The organism is Candidatus Binatota bacterium, from assembly GCA_012960245.1.
Lineage (GTDB): Bacteria > Desulfobacterota > Binatia > UBA1149 > UBA1149 > UBA1149.
On record DUBO01000025.1, the window covers coordinates 52,746 to 69,154 of the forward strand.

At 64.9% G+C, this 16,409-nt stretch carries 19 protein-coding genes; 11 read left to right on the plus strand and 8 right to left on the minus strand.

The features are described from left to right. Positions 1-55 precede the first annotated feature (55 nt). The gene (locus EYQ35_04220; protein HIF63348.1) at positions 56-313 is read left to right on the plus strand and encodes a hypothetical protein; all 258 of its coding nucleotides are present in this window, start codon (positions 56-58) and stop codon (positions 311-313) included. On the opposite strand, the gene thiE is transcribed toward EYQ35_04220, so the two are convergent. From thiE to thiS, 3 genes are read right to left on the minus strand one after another with little or no spacing between them, the layout of a single operon-like run. Next, on the minus strand, positions 294-974 hold the full coding sequence (gene thiE / locus EYQ35_04225; GenBank protein HIF63349.1) for a thiamine phosphate synthase: 681 nt from the start codon (positions 972-974) through the stop codon (positions 294-296). The two genes, EYQ35_04220 and thiE, sit on opposite strands and share 20 nt — an antisense overlap. Next, positions 964-1,758, minus strand: a complete 795-nt coding sequence (locus EYQ35_04230) for a thiazole synthase (protein HIF63350.1) — start codon at positions 1,756-1,758, stop codon at positions 964-966. The genes thiE and EYQ35_04230 overlap by 11 nt, the downstream gene beginning before the upstream one ends. Positions 1,759-1,781: 23 nt before the next feature. Next, positions 1,782-1,997, minus strand: a complete 216-nt coding sequence (gene thiS, locus EYQ35_04235) for a sulfur carrier protein ThiS (protein HIF63351.1) — start codon at positions 1,995-1,997, stop codon at positions 1,782-1,784. Here thiS and alr point away from each other — a divergent pair. From alr to EYQ35_04275, 8 genes are read left to right on the plus strand one after another with little or no spacing between them, the layout of a single operon-like run. Next, positions 1,861-3,279 (plus strand): alanine racemase, encoded by a 1,419-nt coding sequence (gene alr / locus EYQ35_04240; protein HIF63352.1) that lies wholly within the window; start codon positions 1,861-1,863, stop codon positions 3,277-3,279. The two genes, thiS and alr, sit on opposite strands and share 137 nt — an antisense overlap. Further along, the gene (gene purH, locus EYQ35_04245) at positions 3,272-4,906 is read left to right on the plus strand and encodes a bifunctional phosphoribosylaminoimidazolecarboxamide formyltransferase/IMP cyclohydrolase (GenBank protein ID HIF63353.1); all 1,635 of its coding nucleotides are present in this window, start codon (positions 3,272-3,274) and stop codon (positions 4,904-4,906) included. The genes alr and purH overlap by 8 nt, the downstream gene beginning before the upstream one ends. Positions 4,907-4,939: 33 nt before the next feature. Next, the gene (gene purD, locus EYQ35_04250; GenBank protein HIF63354.1) at positions 4,940-6,226 is read left to right on the plus strand and encodes a phosphoribosylamine--glycine ligase; all 1,287 of its coding nucleotides are present in this window, start codon (positions 4,940-4,942) and stop codon (positions 6,224-6,226) included. Between the two features lie 39 nt (positions 6,227-6,265). Then, positions 6,266-6,766, plus strand: a complete 501-nt coding sequence (gene purE, locus EYQ35_04255) for a 5-(carboxyamino)imidazole ribonucleotide mutase (protein ID HIF63355.1) — start codon at positions 6,266-6,268, stop codon at positions 6,764-6,766. 31 nt (positions 6,767-6,797) lie between these two features. Beyond that, positions 6,798-7,439 carry a threonylcarbamoyl-AMP synthase gene (locus tag EYQ35_04260; protein HIF63356.1) on the plus strand — a complete coding sequence of 214 codons (642 nt, stop codon included), beginning with the start codon at positions 6,798-6,800 and terminating at the stop codon, positions 7,437-7,439. A gap of 5 nt (positions 7,440-7,444) precedes the next feature. Next, positions 7,445-8,755, plus strand: a complete 1,311-nt coding sequence (locus EYQ35_04265; protein HIF63357.1) for a DUF1015 domain-containing protein — start codon at positions 7,445-7,447, stop codon at positions 8,753-8,755. An 11-nt stretch (positions 8,756-8,766) separates the two neighbouring features. Next, entirely contained in the window at positions 8,767-9,561 is a 795-nt protein-coding gene (locus tag EYQ35_04270) for a thymidylate synthase (GenBank protein HIF63358.1), read from the plus strand. A gap of 17 nt (positions 9,562-9,578) precedes the next feature. Next, positions 9,579-10,079, plus strand: coding sequence for a dihydrofolate reductase (locus EYQ35_04275; protein HIF63359.1), 501 nt, complete (start codon positions 9,579-9,581; stop codon positions 10,077-10,079). Positions 10,080-10,097: 18 nt separating this feature from the next. Here the strand turns inward: EYQ35_04275 and EYQ35_04280 are convergent, their stop codons facing one another. From EYQ35_04280 to EYQ35_04295, 4 genes are all read right to left on the minus strand, one after another. Beyond that, positions 10,098-10,712, minus strand: a complete 615-nt coding sequence (locus EYQ35_04280; GenBank protein HIF63360.1) for a tetratricopeptide repeat protein — start codon at positions 10,710-10,712, stop codon at positions 10,098-10,100. Positions 10,713-10,794: 82 nt separating this feature from the next. Then, positions 10,795-11,007, minus strand: coding sequence for a hypothetical protein (locus tag EYQ35_04285; protein HIF63361.1), 213 nt, complete (start codon positions 11,005-11,007; stop codon positions 10,795-10,797). A 97-nt stretch (positions 11,008-11,104) separates the two neighbouring features. Then, entirely contained in the window at positions 11,105-12,436 is a 1,332-nt protein-coding gene (gene rlmD / locus EYQ35_04290; protein HIF63362.1) for a 23S rRNA (uracil(1939)-C(5))-methyltransferase RlmD, read from the minus strand. A gap of 260 nt (positions 12,437-12,696) precedes the next feature. Continuing rightward, positions 12,697-13,314 (minus strand): hypothetical protein, encoded by a 618-nt coding sequence (locus tag EYQ35_04295; protein HIF63363.1) that lies wholly within the window; start codon positions 13,312-13,314, stop codon positions 12,697-12,699. Between the two features lie 424 nt (positions 13,315-13,738). On the opposite strand from EYQ35_04295, the gene EYQ35_04300 reads away from it, so the two are divergent. Continuing rightward, a complete protein-coding gene (locus EYQ35_04300; GenBank protein ID HIF63364.1) occupies positions 13,739-14,482 on the plus strand; it encodes an MBL fold metallo-hydrolase in 744 nt (247 codons plus the stop codon). Here EYQ35_04300 and EYQ35_04305 read toward each other — a convergent pair. Then, positions 14,479-15,084, minus strand: coding sequence for a CoA pyrophosphatase (locus EYQ35_04305; protein HIF63365.1), 606 nt, complete (start codon positions 15,082-15,084; stop codon positions 14,479-14,481). The two genes, EYQ35_04300 and EYQ35_04305, sit on opposite strands and share 4 nt — an antisense overlap. Here EYQ35_04305 and thiI point away from each other — a divergent pair. Beyond that, complete coding sequence (gene thiI / locus EYQ35_04310) at positions 14,877-16,382, plus strand: tRNA 4-thiouridine(8) synthase ThiI (protein ID HIF63366.1); 1,506 nt, start codon at positions 14,877-14,879, stop codon at positions 16,380-16,382. The genes EYQ35_04305 and thiI overlap by 208 nt on opposite strands. Positions 16,383-16,409: the final 27 nt, after the last annotated feature.

The following is a 16,409-nucleotide window of genomic DNA, read 5'->3' on the forward strand; positions in this document are numbered from 1 at the left end:
GGCGATCAGTAACTGCATCTATCACGACAACGGAAACAGAGGGAGAGGAAGGACGATGAGGGTGAAAGAAAAAACAGATGCGCGACTCGAAGCATGGCTCGAATACCAGGGAGAGGGCCGGGGCAGGGCTGTCATAGCCGGGCCCGCCGGTGCCTACCTGCTGCAGAACCTCAGGCTGGCGGCCGCCCACGGGGTGGGCAGCGTTCGCGTCAACCTTTACAACGACCTTGACGGCAGCGCGCGCAAAAGCGTATCTGCCTGTCTCGAAAAAATAGCCAGTCGCGGAGTCAGGGTCAGCTTGAACAGGCGCTGAGGGCGTCCAGCAAGCGGGTGGTTTCCAGTCCTGGATCGGGGGCCGACATTACCGCCCCGATTACCGACACGCCCGCGCAGCCTGTGGCCATGACGCTTTCGACACAAGCGCTCACGATTCCTCCCACAGCGATAACTTTTACGGCCCCGGCCGATTCCACCACCCGCTCCAGGGCTTCTATGCCCTGGGGCGGGCCATATTTTTTCTTCGATCCGGTGGCGTACACCGGGCCGAACTGCAGGTAGTCAACCACGCCCTGCTTGGCCGCCAGCCGGGCTTCTTCGACCGAATGAATCGACAGTCCCAGCATTGCGTGTTCACCCAGCAGGCGCCTCGCGTCGCGGGCATCAAGGCCGCTCGAGGGCAGGTGTGCGCCGTCGGCCCCGGCGGCCAGCGCCAGGTCGAGTCGTTCGTTTACCAGCAACAGCGCGCCAGCACGGCGGGTGATGGCACGAAGTTCCAGTGCCAGCTTGAGCAGCGGTCCACCGGGCAGCTGTCGTTGGCGCAGCTGGACCGCGCGGCAGCCGGCCTCGCAGGCCGCCTCGACCCGCTCAAGCAACTGCTCGTTGGCCAGGGCGTCGTCGGTGATGACGAACAGCGGCGGGCGTGGAAAGGACGGCGTCCGAGGCTCCTGCCGCGGCAATATCTTTTCAGCCGACAAGGCCTGTTACGGGTGACGAGGCCGTGGCGTATTTTTTCATCGCTATGCGTCCCGCCATCCAGGCCTTGCGCCCGGCCTCCACGCCCAGCTTCATGGCCTCGGCCATGAGCACCGGGTTATCGGCGCCGGCTATGGCGGTGTTCATCAGCACCGCGTCGCAGCCCAGTTCCATCACCCGTGCGGCGTCCGAAGCGGTGCCCACGCCGGCGTCAACGATCACCGGTACGCCCGAGTGTTCGCGGATGATCGAAATGTTCCAGGGGTTGCGTATGCCCAGGCCCGAACCGATGGGCGCGGCCAGGGGCATGACGGCCGGGCAGCCGATGTCTTCGAGCCGTTGGCAGGCCACGGGGTCGTCGGTTACGTAGGGCAGCACGTCGAAGCCTTCATCGACGAGAATTTTTGCCGCCTCCAGTGTCGCCGCTACGTCGGGGAACAGCGTGCGCTCGTCGCCGATGACCTCCAGCTTGACCAGTTTTCCGACACCCGCTTCGCGCGCCAGCCTGCAGGTGCGAACGGCCTCGTCGGCGGTGTAGCAGCCGGCCGTGTTGGGAAGTATCGTGTAGTGCTCGGGGTCGAGATAGTCGAGCAGGTTTTCTTCGTCAGCGTTGGTGATGTTCACGCGTCTTAGCGCGACCGTGACGATTTCTGCGCCCGACGCCTCGACAGCTATCCTCGTCTGCTCAAAGTCGACGTACTTGCCGGTGCCCACGATGAGCCGGCTTTTGTAGCGCCGGCCGGCCAGCTCAAAATAGTCGCCAGTTGTTGTTTTGCCATCAGCCACCGCTTCGTTGTCAGCCACCGTACTCAGCCTCCACCCACAAAGTTGACGATTTCAACCTGGTCGCCCGCCGCCAGCCCGGTACGTTCCCAGTCTTCGCTGCTGATGATGTTGCGGTTGAGCTCGACCGCGCAGCGCTTGCCCGCCAGGCCCAGCCGTTTGATCAGGGCAGCCACGCTGCAGCCGTCGGGCACGCTGGAGGCTTCGCCGTTGATGGTCAGCTGTGTCGTCTCTTCGGGCATAGTCTCTTCGGGCATGTCTCTTCGGTATATCGCGTATCGGGGTCCAACTGACCCCGATAGCCGCGGCCCGCCTTCTTTACAAGTCAGGCCCTGCTTGGTACTGGTGACCGTGGCGCGTTCGTCGCAGGTTGGCAAAGCCCCGTCTGTGGGTACTTCGGATTCAGGGTCCGGGCTGCAGCAAGCGCGCGCCACCATCAATCTCACCGCCCTCAGGCACAACTACCGGCAGGTGCTCGGCCTGCTGTCGGGATCCGACACCACCGTCATAGCCATGGTCAAGGCCAACGCCTATGGGCACGGCGCCGCCAGGGTCACCCGCGCGCTGGTAGACGAGGGATGCACGACTTTCGGCGTGGCCACGCTCGAAGAGGCTCGCGAGCTGATCGAAGAATCGGCCTGCGCGGCTGAGCAGATAATCGTCTTCGGCGGGGTGTTGCCTGGTTCTGCGGCTGCGGCCGTTGCGCTGGGTGTGCAGGTGGCCGCCCACAGCGAGGCCACCGTACAGGCACTGGCGCGCGAGGCCACTGCTGTCGGCCGCGAGGTAGCCGTGCACATCAAGGTCGACACCGGCATGCACCGTCTCGGGGTCGAGCCCGAGCAGGCCGGCCGCTTCGCCCGCCTGCTGGCTGATACCGAGGGCACGCGCCCGGTGGCCCTGTGCTCGCATTTTGCCCAGGCCGAGTCAGTGATCGGCAGTGTAACCGAGGGCCAACTGGAGGCCCTGCTGCTGGCCGACCGGCTCGTGCGCGACGAGGGCATGGAGCTTACCCGTCACCTGGCCAACAGCGCGGGCGTCATGACGCGCCCGGAGGCCTGGCTCGACCGGGTTCGCCCCGGCATCATGCTCTACGGCCTGTACCCCGACTCGTCGCTGCTGGGCAAGGTGGAGCTCAAGCCGGTGATGACGCTCGAGGCTCCCGTGTTGCGCGTCGCCGAACTTGGAAGCGGGCAGGGCATAGGCTATGGCCACAGCTTCCATACCACGAGGCCAAGCCGCGTGGCGACCCTCAGGTGTGGTTACGCGGACGGATATCCCAGGGCCCTGGGCAATCGCGGGCGGGTGCTGCTGGGCGGAGGGTTGGCGCCGGTCGTGGGCCGTGTATGCATGGATCACACGGTGGTCGATGTAACCGATCTCGGCGAGGTGCGCGAAGGCGACAGCGCGGTGATGTGGGGCGACAGCCCGTCCACCGAAGACGTGGCCGTGGCGGCAGAAACTATTTCGTATGAGCTGGTGGCGAGGGTGGGAGCCCGGGTAGAGCGTCGCTATAAGGATGACTGACATCGACGATGGAGCAGGCAAAGTGCAGGCAGCAGGCGAGCGGGTAGAACAACAGGTGCAAGCGAATATTAACAAGGTGAGCACGGCGCTGGTAAGCGTGAGCGACAAAACGGGCGTGGTGGAGTTCTGCCGCGGACTTGCCGCCCTGGGCATAAAGATCCTCTCCACGGGCGGCACGGCCCGGGCGCTGCGCGACGCCGGGCTCGAGGTCGTCGACGTCAGCCAACACACCGGCAGTCCCGAGATTCTCGACGGCCGCGTCAAGACACTGCACCCCCGCGTGCACGGCGGCATACTGGCGCGCAGGCAGGACCCCTCTCATCGTCAACAGGTCGAGGAAAACGACCTGGAGTATATCGACCTTGTGTGCGTCAACCTCTATCCCTTCGCCGAGGTTACCGCGCGTGACTGCAGCTTCGAGGAGGCCATAGAGAATATCGACATAGGCGGCCCGTCGATGGTTCGCTCGGCAGCCAAGAATCACGCCGACGTTGCCATAGTGGTTGACCCGGACGACTACGACGTCGTCCTGGCCGAGATCGGCGAGACCGGCGGCGTGGCCGACGCCACCAGGCGCAGGTTAGCGACGACGGCCTTTCGCGCCACGGCGGCCTATGATGGCATGATCGCCGATTACCTCGGGCGCGACGAGGACGGCGACTTTGGTGAGACCATTCACCAGCAGTGGAGCCGTGTGCAGGGTCTGCGCTACGGCGAGAACCCACACCAGCGCGCGGCTTTCTATCGCGCTCCCGGGGTGGAAGGCCCCTCGATAGCGACCGCCCGCGTGCTCCAGGGCAAGGAGTTGTCTTACAACAATATTGTTGATGCTGACGCCGCCCTGCAGTTGGTGAGCGAGTTCGAGCAGCCGGCCTGCATGGTGATAAAGCACACCAACCCCTGCGGTGCCGCGTTGGCAGGATCAGCAGCCGAGGCGTTCCGGCTGGCCCGTAGCTGCGACCCGGTTTCGATTTTCGGCGGCATCGTGGCGCTCAACCGCGAGCTCGACGGCGAAACTGCCGAGCTCATGAAGGACGTGTTTCTCGAGATCGTGTTGGCGCCTTCGTTCAGCGATGAGGCCCTGGCCTTGTACTCGTCCACCAAGAAGCTGGCCAATGTCCGACTGCTCGAGGTGGATTCGGCCCTGACCGGTGGCGAGCAGGCGCTCGACATGAAGAGGGTGCTGGGTGGATTGCTCGTGCAGACACGAGACCTCGAGCCCTCGCTGGCCGCCGACTGCCGGGTGGTGAGCGCGCGCCAGCCGAGCGCGGCTGAACTCGAGGCCATGGATTTTGCCTGGAAGGTCTGCAAGCACGCCAAGTCGAATACCATTGTGCTGGCCCACGGCGATCACGTGGCCGGCGTGGGAGCCGGCCAGATGAGCCGGGTCGACTCGGCGAGGATAGCCGTGGCGCGGGCAGCCGAGCACGGCCTGGACACCGCGGGTACGGTGGTGGCTTCGGACGCGTTCTTTCCCTTTCCCGATGGCTTGCAGGTCTGCGCCGATGCCGGCGCGACGGCGGTCATACAGCCGGGAGGAAGCATGCGCGACGACGAGATCATAAAGGCGGCCGACGCCGCCGGCATGGCGATGGTTCTGACGGGGGTGCGTCATTTTCGCCACTAACCCCGAAGTAGTGAACACGGTAGCGGTAACAGCATGAAGGTGATGGTTGTTGGTAGCGGCGGACGCGAGCACGCGCTGGCCTGGAAGCTGGCCGGGGAGGACTGCGTTGAGCAGTTGCTGGCCGCACCTGGGTCAGTGGCCATCGCCCAATGCGCCGAGTGCCTGCCAGTAGCTGCCGACGACGTCGAAGGGCTGGTGTCGGTGGCCCTTGAACGCGGCGTTGACCTCGTGCTGGTCGGCCCCGAACAGCCGCTGGCCGCCGGGCTGGTTGACCTCGGCCGTGAGCGTGGGCTGAAGGTGTTCGGCCCGGGCCGCGACGGCGCGCAACTGGAATCTTCCAAGGCGTTTACCAAGACCCTGCTCGACGAGGCCGGCGTTGCCACGGCGCGCTGGGGCGAGTTCACACAGGTGGCTCCCGCGCGGGCTTTCGCCGAGGAGCTGGGCTTGCCGGTGGTCGTCAAGGCTGACGGACTGGCGGCCGGCAAGGGCGTGGTCATCTGCGAGGACGCCGAGCAGGTCGACGAAGCTCTTGTCTCCATGCTCGAGGGCGGCCGCTTCGGCGAGGCCGGCGCACGCGTGGTCGTTGAGGAGTTCATGTGCGGCGAGGAGCTGTCGTTCATTGCGCTCACCGACGGGCGCACGGTGCTGCCGCTGGCCACTTCGCAGGATCACAAGGCCGTGTTCGACGGCGACAAGGGCCCCAACACAGGCGGCATGGGCGCTTACTCGCCCGCGCCAGTCTGCGACCAGGCAATGCAGGCGCTGCTGTTGTCCGACGTGCTCGAACCCACCGTCGCTGCACTTGCAGCCCGCGGCATAGATTACCGCGGCGTGCTCTACGCCGGCATCATGGTCACCGACGAGGGACCCAAGGTACTCGAGTACAACGTGCGCTTTGGCGACCCCGAGTGCCAGCCGCTGATGATGCGGATGCGAGGCAGCCTGGCCGAGGCCGCGCTGGCCTGCGTGGAAGGCACGCTTGAGCGCGTGAGGCTGGACTGGGCCGACGACGCGGCCGCCTGCGTGGTGATGACGGCGCCGGGCTACCCGGGCGAATACAGCAAGGGAGACGTCATAGAGGGCATCGCCGCAGCCAACGACTTGGACGGCGTCAAGGTGTTCGAGGCCGGTACTTCTCGCGATGACGACGGTCGCGTGGTCAGTTCAGGCGGCAGGGTACTGGGCGTGACTGCCACCGGCGGCAACATAGCCGCGGCCCTGCACGGGGCCTACTCGGCGGTATCGGCGATCAGCTGGCCGGGCGCGCATTATCGCCGCGACATCGGTCACAGGGCACTCGACAGCGGGGCGTCCGGATAAGCAGGCGCCGCATAAGCAGGCGACAGGGAGAGATAGTAAATGGCGAAGTTCAAACCACTGGTGGCAATACTCATGGGCAGCAACAGCGACCGCGAGGTCATGTCGGCTGCGTCCGACGCGTTGACCGAACTGTCGGTAGCCCACGAGGTCGTGGTGACCTCGGCTCACCGTTCGCCCGAGCAGACGGCCGACTACGTGCGTGCAGCACCCGGTCGCGGCGTGAAGGTGTTCGTGGTGGGTGCCGGGCGAGCCGCGCACCTGGCCGGTGCCGTGGCGGCGCACACCACGTTGCCAGTGCTGGGCGTGCCGCTGGAGTCGGGCGCGCTCAAGGGCATGGACGCTTTGCTGGCCACCGTGCAGATGCCCGCCGGTGTGCCGGTGGGCACGCTGGCCATAGGCGAGGCCGGCGCGCGTAACGCGGGCCTGCTGGCGGCCCAGGTGCTGGCCTTATCCGACACCGCCCTGGCCGGGCGCTTCAAGCGCTTGCGAAAACGCATGACGGCGGCCGTGCCGGGAGTGGTCGAGCAGGTCGACCCCTGAGGGGCTTGCCGGCGACCTCGTCGAACTGTTGATGGATTCTACGCCGACGATGGCCGAGCAGGCCGAACAGCTTGAGGCGGCCGTGCTGCGCGCCGCCGATGTAATCAGGGCCGGTGGCCTGGTGGTGTATCCGACCGAAACTATTTACGCCCTGGGCGCCGACGCTGGCAACGCAGAGGCCGTGCAGCGCTTGCTGGCCGCCAAGGGCAGGGACGATGGGCGTGGTATGTCGGCGCTGGTTGCCGATCTCGGGCAGGCGCGCGCCCTGCTGGACACTAATCCCGGCCCCGAGGCGGTGGAACTCGCGCGGCGCTGGTGGCCCGGGCCCCTGACGCTGGTGTTACCCGCCGCTGCCGGTCTTTCCCGCGGGCTGGTAGGAGAGTCCGGAGGCGTGGGCCTGAGGTGCAGCAGCGACCCGGTGGCGGCCGCCCTGCTCAAGGCCGCGGGTGTGCCCCTGACCGCTACCTCGGCCAATCCCTCGTCGCTGGAGCCTGCGCGCAGTGTGCAGACCGCTCGCGAATATTTCGGTGACAGCGTGGCCTGTTATGTTGACGACGGCCCGCGCATGGCCGAGTCTGCAAGCACGGTGGTTGAGTTTTTGGATGGTCGGGCCTATCTGCGAAGGAGTGGCTCTGTTGACGTTACGGGCACGATAAACGTGCAAGGTGGGTGAGAGAAGTGGCCAGGTTCAGACCGTTTAAGGGAATACGTTTTGCGGGTGAAGCCGCGGGCGACATGGACGCGGCGGTCGCCCCGCCCTACGACGTTATCAGTGCGGAGCAGCGCGACGCGTTGTACGACGCCGGCCGTTGGAACGTCACCCGGCTGATCCTCAACCGAGACGGACACGCCGAGGCGGGCCGCCTGTTCCGGGAGTGGACGGAGCAGGGCAACGTGGCCCCCGACGCCGAGGATAGCTTTTATCTCTACAGCCAGGAGTTCGAGGTCGAGGGCAGGCTGTTGCGCCGCACGGGCGTGATAGGCGCGCTGGCCCTTGAGCCCTTTTCACGCGCGGTAGTACTGCCGCACGAGCGCACCTTTTCTCATCACAAGAAAGACCGCCTCGAGCTCACCACCGAGGTACGGGCCAATCTCAGCCCTATTTTCGGTCTCTACTCCAACCCCGATTTCAAGCCCGAGCCTCCATCGGGCTGGGACAGCCCGGCAGACATCGACGTTGAGCACCAGGGCGTGCGTCATCGCATGTGGGTGGTTGCCGACCAGGAGGCGGCCGAATCGGTTCAGGCGGCGCTGGCCGGTCGCCAGGTATACATAGCCGACGGCCATCATCGCTACGCGACCGCTCTCAACTATTACGCCCAGCTCAACGACGGGGCTGACCCTCCCTCGGCGGACGACGCGCCGGGTGACTCCGAGCAGCCGGACGCGCACGTGATGGCTTTCCTGGCCACCTTCGAGGATCCGGGCATGGTCATACTGCCCACCCACCGCGAGCTGGTCAGCAGCGGTGGCGCCGATCACGGCAGGTTTGAAGAATCGTTGTCTTCTGGCTTCGAGCTGCAGCGCTTTGAGCGTACGCCAGACGGAAGGGGAGAACTGCTGGCCGCGCTCGAGCAGGCCGGTGCCGCGGTCAACGCCTTCGGCGTGGCCTTGAAAGACCTCGATCACTACTTGCTGGTGAGCAGGCCAGCCGTGGCCGAGGCGGGTTCGCCGCTGGCCGCGCTCGACGTAAGCGCGCTGCACGGCGCGGTGCTGGCAGAGGCGCTGCAGGCGGCGGGCGGAAGTGGCCCGCCGGAAATAACCTACACAGTGGATGCAGCGTCGTTGCTCGACAGGGTGGACGCGGGTGAGCTCGAGGGAGGGTTTCTTCTCAACGCTACGCGCAGCGAGCAGATCGCCGACGTGTGTCTGGCCGGCGAACTCATGCCCGAAAAGTCGACGTATTTTTATCCCAAGCTACTCACCGGCCTGGTCTTCCATTCGCTGGAGGCCATGAGCGGCGAGCAAAAACACCGCGCGAACGGCTGAGCGGTCCCACCGTGCGCCAGTATCTCGATCTACTACAGAAGGTGCTCGACGAGGGCAGCAGCAAGCAGGACCGCACGGGCACCGGCACGCTGAGCATATTCGGCTGCCAGTCGCGCTACGATCTTTCGGCTGGCTTCCCGCTTCTTACTACCAAGAAACTGCACCTGCGCTCGATCATCCACGAGCTGCTGTGGTTTATCGCCGGCGATACCAACGTGGCCTACCTGCAGCAGAACGGTGTCAGGATCTGGGACGAGTGGGCCGATGAGAACGGCGAGCTGGGGCCTGTCTACGGTCGCCAGTGGCGCAGCTGGCCGACGGCCGACGGTGGCAGCATTGACCAACTGGCCCAGGTCGTGGAGCAGGTGCGCGACAACCCGGACTCGAGGCGCATGCTGGTGAGTTCGTGGAACCCGGGCGAGATCGAGGGCATGGCGCTGCCGCCCTGCCACCTGCTGTTCCAGTTTTACGTCTGTGACGGGCGCCTGTCCTGCCAGATGTACCAGCGCAGCGCCGACCTGTTTCTCGGCGTGCCGTTCAACGTAGCTTCGTACTCCCTGCTGACGATGATGGTGGCCCAGGTCACCGGCCTTGAGCCGGGGGAGTTCATCCACACGCTGGGCGACACGCATCTCTATCTCAACCATCTCGACCAGGCCCGCGAACAGCTTTCGCGGTTGCCCGGTCCGTTGCCGACCATGAAGATCAACCCCGAGGTCGACGATCTTTTCGCCTTCAGCTACGACGACTTTGAACTCGAGGGCTACCAGGCCCAGCCCCACATAGCCGCAGCGGTGGCCGTCTAACTGGTGGGTCGCGGCCGGTGATCGTTGCTTGCGTAGTGGCCGTTGCCGAGAACGGCGTCATCGGGCGCGATGGCGGCCTGCCGTGGCGGTTGCCGGCCGACCTGGCTTACTTCAAGCGTCTGACCGAGGGGCACCGGATGATAATGGGACGGCTCACCTTCGAGTCTATCGGGTCGCGTCCCTTGCCCGGCCGTCCCTGCGTGGTGGTGAGCGGCCAGGGCGACTACCAGCCCGACGGCGTTGTCGTGAGGCCGTCGGTCACTGCCGCGCTCGACTATTGCCGCGAGCAGTTGTCGGACGATGACACTGTGTTTGTCGCCGGCGGCAGCCGGGTATTCGCCGAGGCCCTGCCGTTGAGCGACCGGGTGTACCTGACGCTGGTGCACGCGAATGTTGAAGGTGACACGAAATTTTCGCTCGAGGCACTCGACGGCTGGAGCCTGTCGGAAGACACCCGCCGCGAGAGCGATGAGAAGAACCCCTACGCGTTAAGTTTCAGGGTCTACGACAGGCCCTGACGCCGGCCGGGCTGACCTCTAGCTCGGGATTTTTTTCAGCAGGCGGCGCGCGCGTACGGCGTAGCGTCGGTTGGGTAGGCGCAGGTAGGCGGGCAGGTGCTGGTAGGCGTGGCGTGCCTGGTCCAGCGTCTCGCGGGCGTCGTCGCTCTGCCCGAGCGCGGCGGCAGACTCGCCGGCAATGAGCCATCCCTCTACGCTGCTGGTGTTGATCTTGACCGCCATGCGCGCCTGCTCAAGCGCTTCGCGCGGGCGCTTGGCCTCGGCGTACCAGCGCGCCAGCGCCAGGCGGGGTTCGCCGTAGAGAAAGCCCGGCGAGATTTTCAGTGCTCGCTCCACGTCGGCTAGTCCGCGCTCGGTGTCGCCGGTGTGCAGCCGTGCAAGTCCCAGGAAGTAGTTCGTCTCGGCCGCCTCGTCCATGCGCGCGATGGCCTTCTCCATGTGCGGCACGGCCTCGGCGTGCCGACCCTTGTCGACCAGTATGCGCCCGAGGTCGTTGTGCGCGCCAACGTCGTGATCGTTTACGTCTAGCAGTTTCTTGAGTTCGTTGACGGCGTTGTGGCGGCGCCACAACGAGGCCGGGTTGAACCAGCGCCCGCTCACCCTCGCGTTGGTCAGCCAGACGACCAGGCCCACGATCACGAGCGCCAGCAGCGGGTTGTGCAGCAGGTAGCTGAGGAGGTAGAAGAGGAAGAAGGTGCGCAGTTGGCGCTACCAGTCAGTCGCCGTCTTCGCAGAAGTGCGAGCGGGCGATGCGTTCCTTGAGGTACTCGAGCGTGCCCAGGTCCTCGATGATGTCGCCGCCGGTGTCGTAGAAGAATATTTCACCCTGCTTGTTGCGGCCCACCGCCACCAGCCACTCCAGCTCGTCGCGATCTTCGAGCAGGTAGTTGATGGCCTGCGAAACCCCCTTGCCGGGGATAATCGTCACGGTGGCGCGTTTTGGCCGCTTTTTTACAGGGCTTAAGGTTGCAATCTTCTTTTTCATGGCGACCCTCAGGTGCCGACAGGATGCTGTTCTGCCAGGCTCAAGTCAACCTGAGTGTGCACACGCTTTCGACGTGAAATGTGTGGGGAAACAGGTCCACGGGCTGCACTTTCTCAAGGCGGTAGCCTTGGTCGACCAGCACCCGCAGGTCGCGGGCCAGCGTGGAAGGGTTGCAGGATACGTAGACGATTTTTTCGGCTTCCAGCCGTGCGATGTCGTGAGCCGCCGAGCCGAGCCCGCTGCGGGTGGGGTCGACAACCACGAGATCAGGCCGTTGTCTCACACCGGCGGCGAGGTACTCCTCGGCGCGTGCCGTGACGGCGCTTACATGCCTGAACGAGGCCCGGTGCGCCGAGCGTTCAAGCGCGTGCGCGGCCGCGGCGTCGGATTCCACGGCCACCAGTTGGTCGGCCAGCGGTGCCAGCGGCAGGGTGAGGTTGCCCGCCCCGGCGTAGAGCTCGAGGATGAAGCGTTTACGTTCACTGCCGGCCGCCTCGAGTACCCGTTGCACGAGCAGTTCGTTGGCCAGCGTGTTTACCTGGCCGAAGGCTGTGCCGGGAGCTTCGATGGTCGGGCCGTCTGGCACTGGCCGCCAGCGCCGCCGGGTGTCGCCCCAGTCGCGTTTCCAGCCCTTGCCCCAGGCAACGACGCCTTTTACCGGGCAGCCTGGCTGATCGAGAAACTCGCGTACGCGCGCTGTGTCCGAGCGGCGCAGGCGGCCGCGGCTGTTGATGGCCACCACCAGCCCAGCCATGCGCCCGCGCGACACGATCTCAACGCGCGTGGCCTGCGTGGACATGCCGGCCACCAGTTCTTCGACCAGCGGCATGGCGTTCCTGATGTAGGGCTCGGCCAGCATGCAGTCGTCCACGGGTACCAGGCGATGGGTAGAGGCGCGGTAGAAGCCCATCCTGTGTCCGGCGAAGCGCAGCTTGAGTCGGTTGCGGTAGCCCAGGTTGAGCGGTGACGGGTCGGGCGCGGCGACGGGGGGATTGTCGATGCGGCCGATGCGGGTGATGCAGTCGACCAGGGCGTCGCGCTTGGCCTCGAGCTGGGCCTGGTAGTCGACGTGCTGCCAGGGGCAGCCGCCGCATTCCTTCACCAGCGGGCAGGGTGGCTCCACCCTGGCTTCGCCCGCTGTGAGTACTTCTGCGACCACGGCCTCGTCGTAGCCAGAGTGCGTGGCAGTGATGGTCGCGCGCACCCGGTCACCGGGCGCAGCGCCCTCCACGAACACCACCCGGCCCTCGTGGCGCGCAATGGCGGCGCGGCCAAAGGAGAGGCTCTCGATGTCCAGCTCGAGCTCTACCGGGGTCTCCGGTGTCGCGCTGTCTTTTGCCGCGCTGTCTTCTACTGTCGTGCTGTCATCCATCTGCTGGTGCCGTGGCCCGTTATCCTGCGTCCCCGAACGGCGGCGGCAGCAGAGAGTGATAGGGGCAGCCTGCAGTGGCAAACGGGGCCGGCTGGCCGGGGGATCTTCCTTCTCTCAGCTGGCAGGGCTGATCCTCCGGGGACCTGGTGGACATTGGACCCAAGCGGGCAGCAGCCCGGCGTTTGTTTTATGCTCACAGGAGCATCATTTGGCGACGGGGAAAGTAACCAACGGTGCGGCTTCTGAGTTGGGAACGTTAGTTAGCCTTTGAACTGCACGGTCTCTTTGAACCTATTTAGGCTACCGAGTAGATCATCGAAAGACTTTGAAGTAGTAGCCTCATCTTTCTCATTTTTCGAGAACAAGTCCCCGATACCGCTCTGCTGTGCGCTCAGGCTGTAAATGTAACCTCCCGACATGAAGTACAAATAGCCTCTTGTCGAATTCATTCTCGTTTCCGTTTTCATGTCGACGAGCGGAGAGCCTCCAGGGATTTCAAAAACAAAAAAATATTCTTCGCGTTCATCCGTGTTTAAAAGCTCTTCATGGAGCATTTTCGTGCCCGGGAAACGAGATTGCATATCCGGAAGAACTACATTTTGAATTAGATCGCGATACACCACCGTCGCGTTCGCTGGCAACGGTGAGTAATCAATGCGTCTCAGCTCTCCAAAATCATCATGAAATGAAACAAAGCCACTGGTTTCAAACGTTTGATCCTGGATTCTTAAGCCTAGTCCCATATTCGGAACAGGAACAGTGAAATTTTCATGAGGCGAGGTGTAGAGGCCATTCGCAACTTGACTTTGAGTCGTTGCACATCCTGCGACGACTAAGCTGCCGATTACCAATCCGATCAAGGTCAGTACAGGTTTCATCATTATTTTCCTTCGAATTTAGATTGCGGCATTACGTTCCCTACCGACCCCGACTCATAGTACCTAATAAGGTCGTCGGCAATAGCCATCCAGTGGCAGTACTCGCAGTCGACACGACCGGAACCTGGCCGACCGTCGTTATGTGCGTGTCCGCAGTCATTGGAATGCTGGATCTTGAACCGCCCCGTCCAGTTAATTGCCGGTGCCCGGTGTGTCAAACCGGTAACGCTTCGAGCACCGATCTTGTTCGCCCGGCGCATATCCCTGGCTCCACGGGGGAGAATAGCAGCCGCCTGGACGAGGCAATGCAGCCAGGAAGCAAGTCGGGGCGCGCCCGGCAGCAGCGGCCCCTGATTACTGGTCGCACGCGACCGGCTGGCTTCCCTTCTTGACTAGGCTGCTCACCGTGGCCTAGGTTGAGGCCATGCTGCGACTGACCGTCCTCGGTTCGGCGGATGCCTTCAACAGCGGGGGCTATCTGCACAGCGCCTACCTGCTCGAAGGCAAGGCCGGCACGCTGCTGCTCGAGTGCGGGCCGTCGGTGCTGGCCGGCTTGAAACGCCAGGGGCTTAACGGCGACTCCATCGACGCGGTGCTGGTCTCGCACCTGCACGGTGATCACTTCGGCGGCATTCCCTTCCTGTTGCTCGAGTACCTGTTCGAGTCGCCGCGCACGCGGCCCTTGCTCGTGGCCGGCCCGGCTGGCACGCAGGAGAAGGTGGAGCAGCTCTACGACTGTTACTACAGCAGGGATCACCTCGATCGCCTGGGCTTTGACCTGCGCTACATTGAGATCGCACCCGGTGACGAACTCGAGTTGGCGGGCCTGGAGGTCGGCGCCTTCGAGGTGCCGCACGGCGCCGAGCCCTACTGCCTGGGCTACAGGATCGAAGACAGCTCGGGGGGGAGCCTGCTGTTTTCCGGCGACTCGGCCTGGACCGAGGACTTCGTCGAGCGCAGTGCCGGGGTCGATCTGTTTCTGTGCGAGTGTTGCTTCATGGACAAGATCACGGACTTTCACGTGAGCTACGCCCAGCTGGCGGCAAACCGTGAGCGTCTTGGTTGCGAGCGCCTGCTGGTCACGCACTCGGGCTCGGCCGTCAGGCAGGCCGCGGATCTCGATGCCGAGCTGGCCGTGGACGGGCAGGTAGTGGAGCTGGGCGCCTAATCGGCCCGCGCAGAGCGCACGCAGTCGAGAAAATTGAGAGTAATAGAGTAGGTGGCGCCCCAGATGTTGTGGCGGCCAGCGGTTATCACGGGCATGTCGTACTGCGTGCCGCCCCAGCTTTTCTTCACGCTGCCACGATGGGCCGGGTCGCCCAGCAGGTCGACGGGTACGGTGAACACGTCGGCCACCTCGCCCGGGTTGGGCGACAGGGTCGCCCCTTGGTCAAGTACGCCTACAACGGGCGTGATCAGGTACTCCACGCCCAGGGTGTACACATCGTCCAGGCGGCCTATGACGCGCACGTCGCCGGTGGCTATGCCCAGCTCCTCGGAGGCCTCGCGCAGGGCGGTGTCCTCGGGGCCCTGGTCGTGGGGGGCCTTCTTGCCTCCGGGAAATGACACCTGCCCGCCGTGGCTGGGCAGGCTGTCGGTGCGCAGGGTGTAGAGCAGCTCGTAACCAGTTTCTGTGGCCAGCAGCGGCAGCAACACGCCGCAGGGCGTCGAGCGATCCGAGGGCAGCTCCACGCGGGTGCGCTGGTCGAGATGTCCTTGTATTAGGCGGGCCAGTGGCATGGGGCGACATCGTGGCCCGTGGACGGTCATTTGCCAAGCGGGTGCCGGTGGGGCTAGGTTCAGTCGTCGTGGCAGAAGAACAACGCAGGCTGGTGATCGCGCACTACAATGAGATCACGCTCAAGCTCGGGAACCGGGGCGCCTTTACCGCGCGCCTCCTCGACAACATGCGGCAGGCACTGGCCTCGCTGCCCAGTGGCGCGGTGCGTTCGCAGGACGGGCGCGTGACGGTAGAGCCGGGGGCGGCTGATCCCGAAGAAGTCTGCCGCCGCCTGGCCCAGGTGCCGGGCATCGCCAACCTGTCGGTAGCCACCGTTTGCGAGCCCGACATGGATTCGCTGCTGGCCGAGGTCGAGCGGATGATAGCCGGCTGGCAGCCCGCGGGCAGCTTCAGGGTGAGGGTGCGCAGGGCCTGGAAGGGCTTTGCACTGGAATCTCCCGAGATAGGCGCCCGCGTGGGTGCCGTTGTGGCCGATCGTACGGGAGCGCCCGTCAACCTTAGTCGGCCCGACGAGGTGGTCTACGTGCACGTGGTTCGCAACGCGATCTACCTGTCGCTGGGCCGCGTGCAAGGCTGCGGTGGCCTGCCGGTGGGCACCGGTGGCCGGGCCCTGCTGTTGCTCTCGGGCGGCATAGACTCGCCCGTGGCCGGGCTGCGCATGATGCGGCGTGGCTGCCGGGTGGACGCCGTGCATTTTCACAGCGTGCCTTACCTCGACCGCAGCAGCATGCGCAAGGCGCGCCGGTTGGCCGCGGTGCTGGCGCGTGGGCAGTCGGCCACGAGGCTGCACATGGTGGCTTTTGGCGAGGCCCAGGCCGAGGTGGTGCGCTTGGTGCCGCGGCCCTTGAGGGTGCTGATGTACCGCAGGTTGATGGTCAAGATAGCCTCCCGCCTGGCCAATCGGGGAAAGGCCGCCGTGCTGGTAAGTGGCGAGAGCCTGGGCCAGGTGGCTTCGCAGACCATGGCCAACCTGGCCGTCATAGAGCAGGCTGCCGAGCTGCCGCTGTACCGGCCGCTGCTGGGTATGGACAAGCTCGAGATCACCGACTACGCCAGGGCTGCCGACACTTACGAAATATCGATCGAGCCCGACCAGGACTGCTGCACCCTGTTCGTGCCACGCCACCCGGCCACCAGGGCGGCGCTTGAAGACGTTCTAAGGGCAGAGGCCGCACTCGAGGTCGAGGCCTTGATAGACGCCGCCGTCGAGGCGTCGGAATACGAGTACATAAAGTCTGACTGGGAGCAGCAGGTGCAGGAGGAGGTCAGCGCGGATCCTCTCCTGGGAGCCGGTGGGCCCCCCGACGTCTCTGCCGAAAACCGTTAAGCTTCTGTTCCGGGCTGTGGTCTGCCA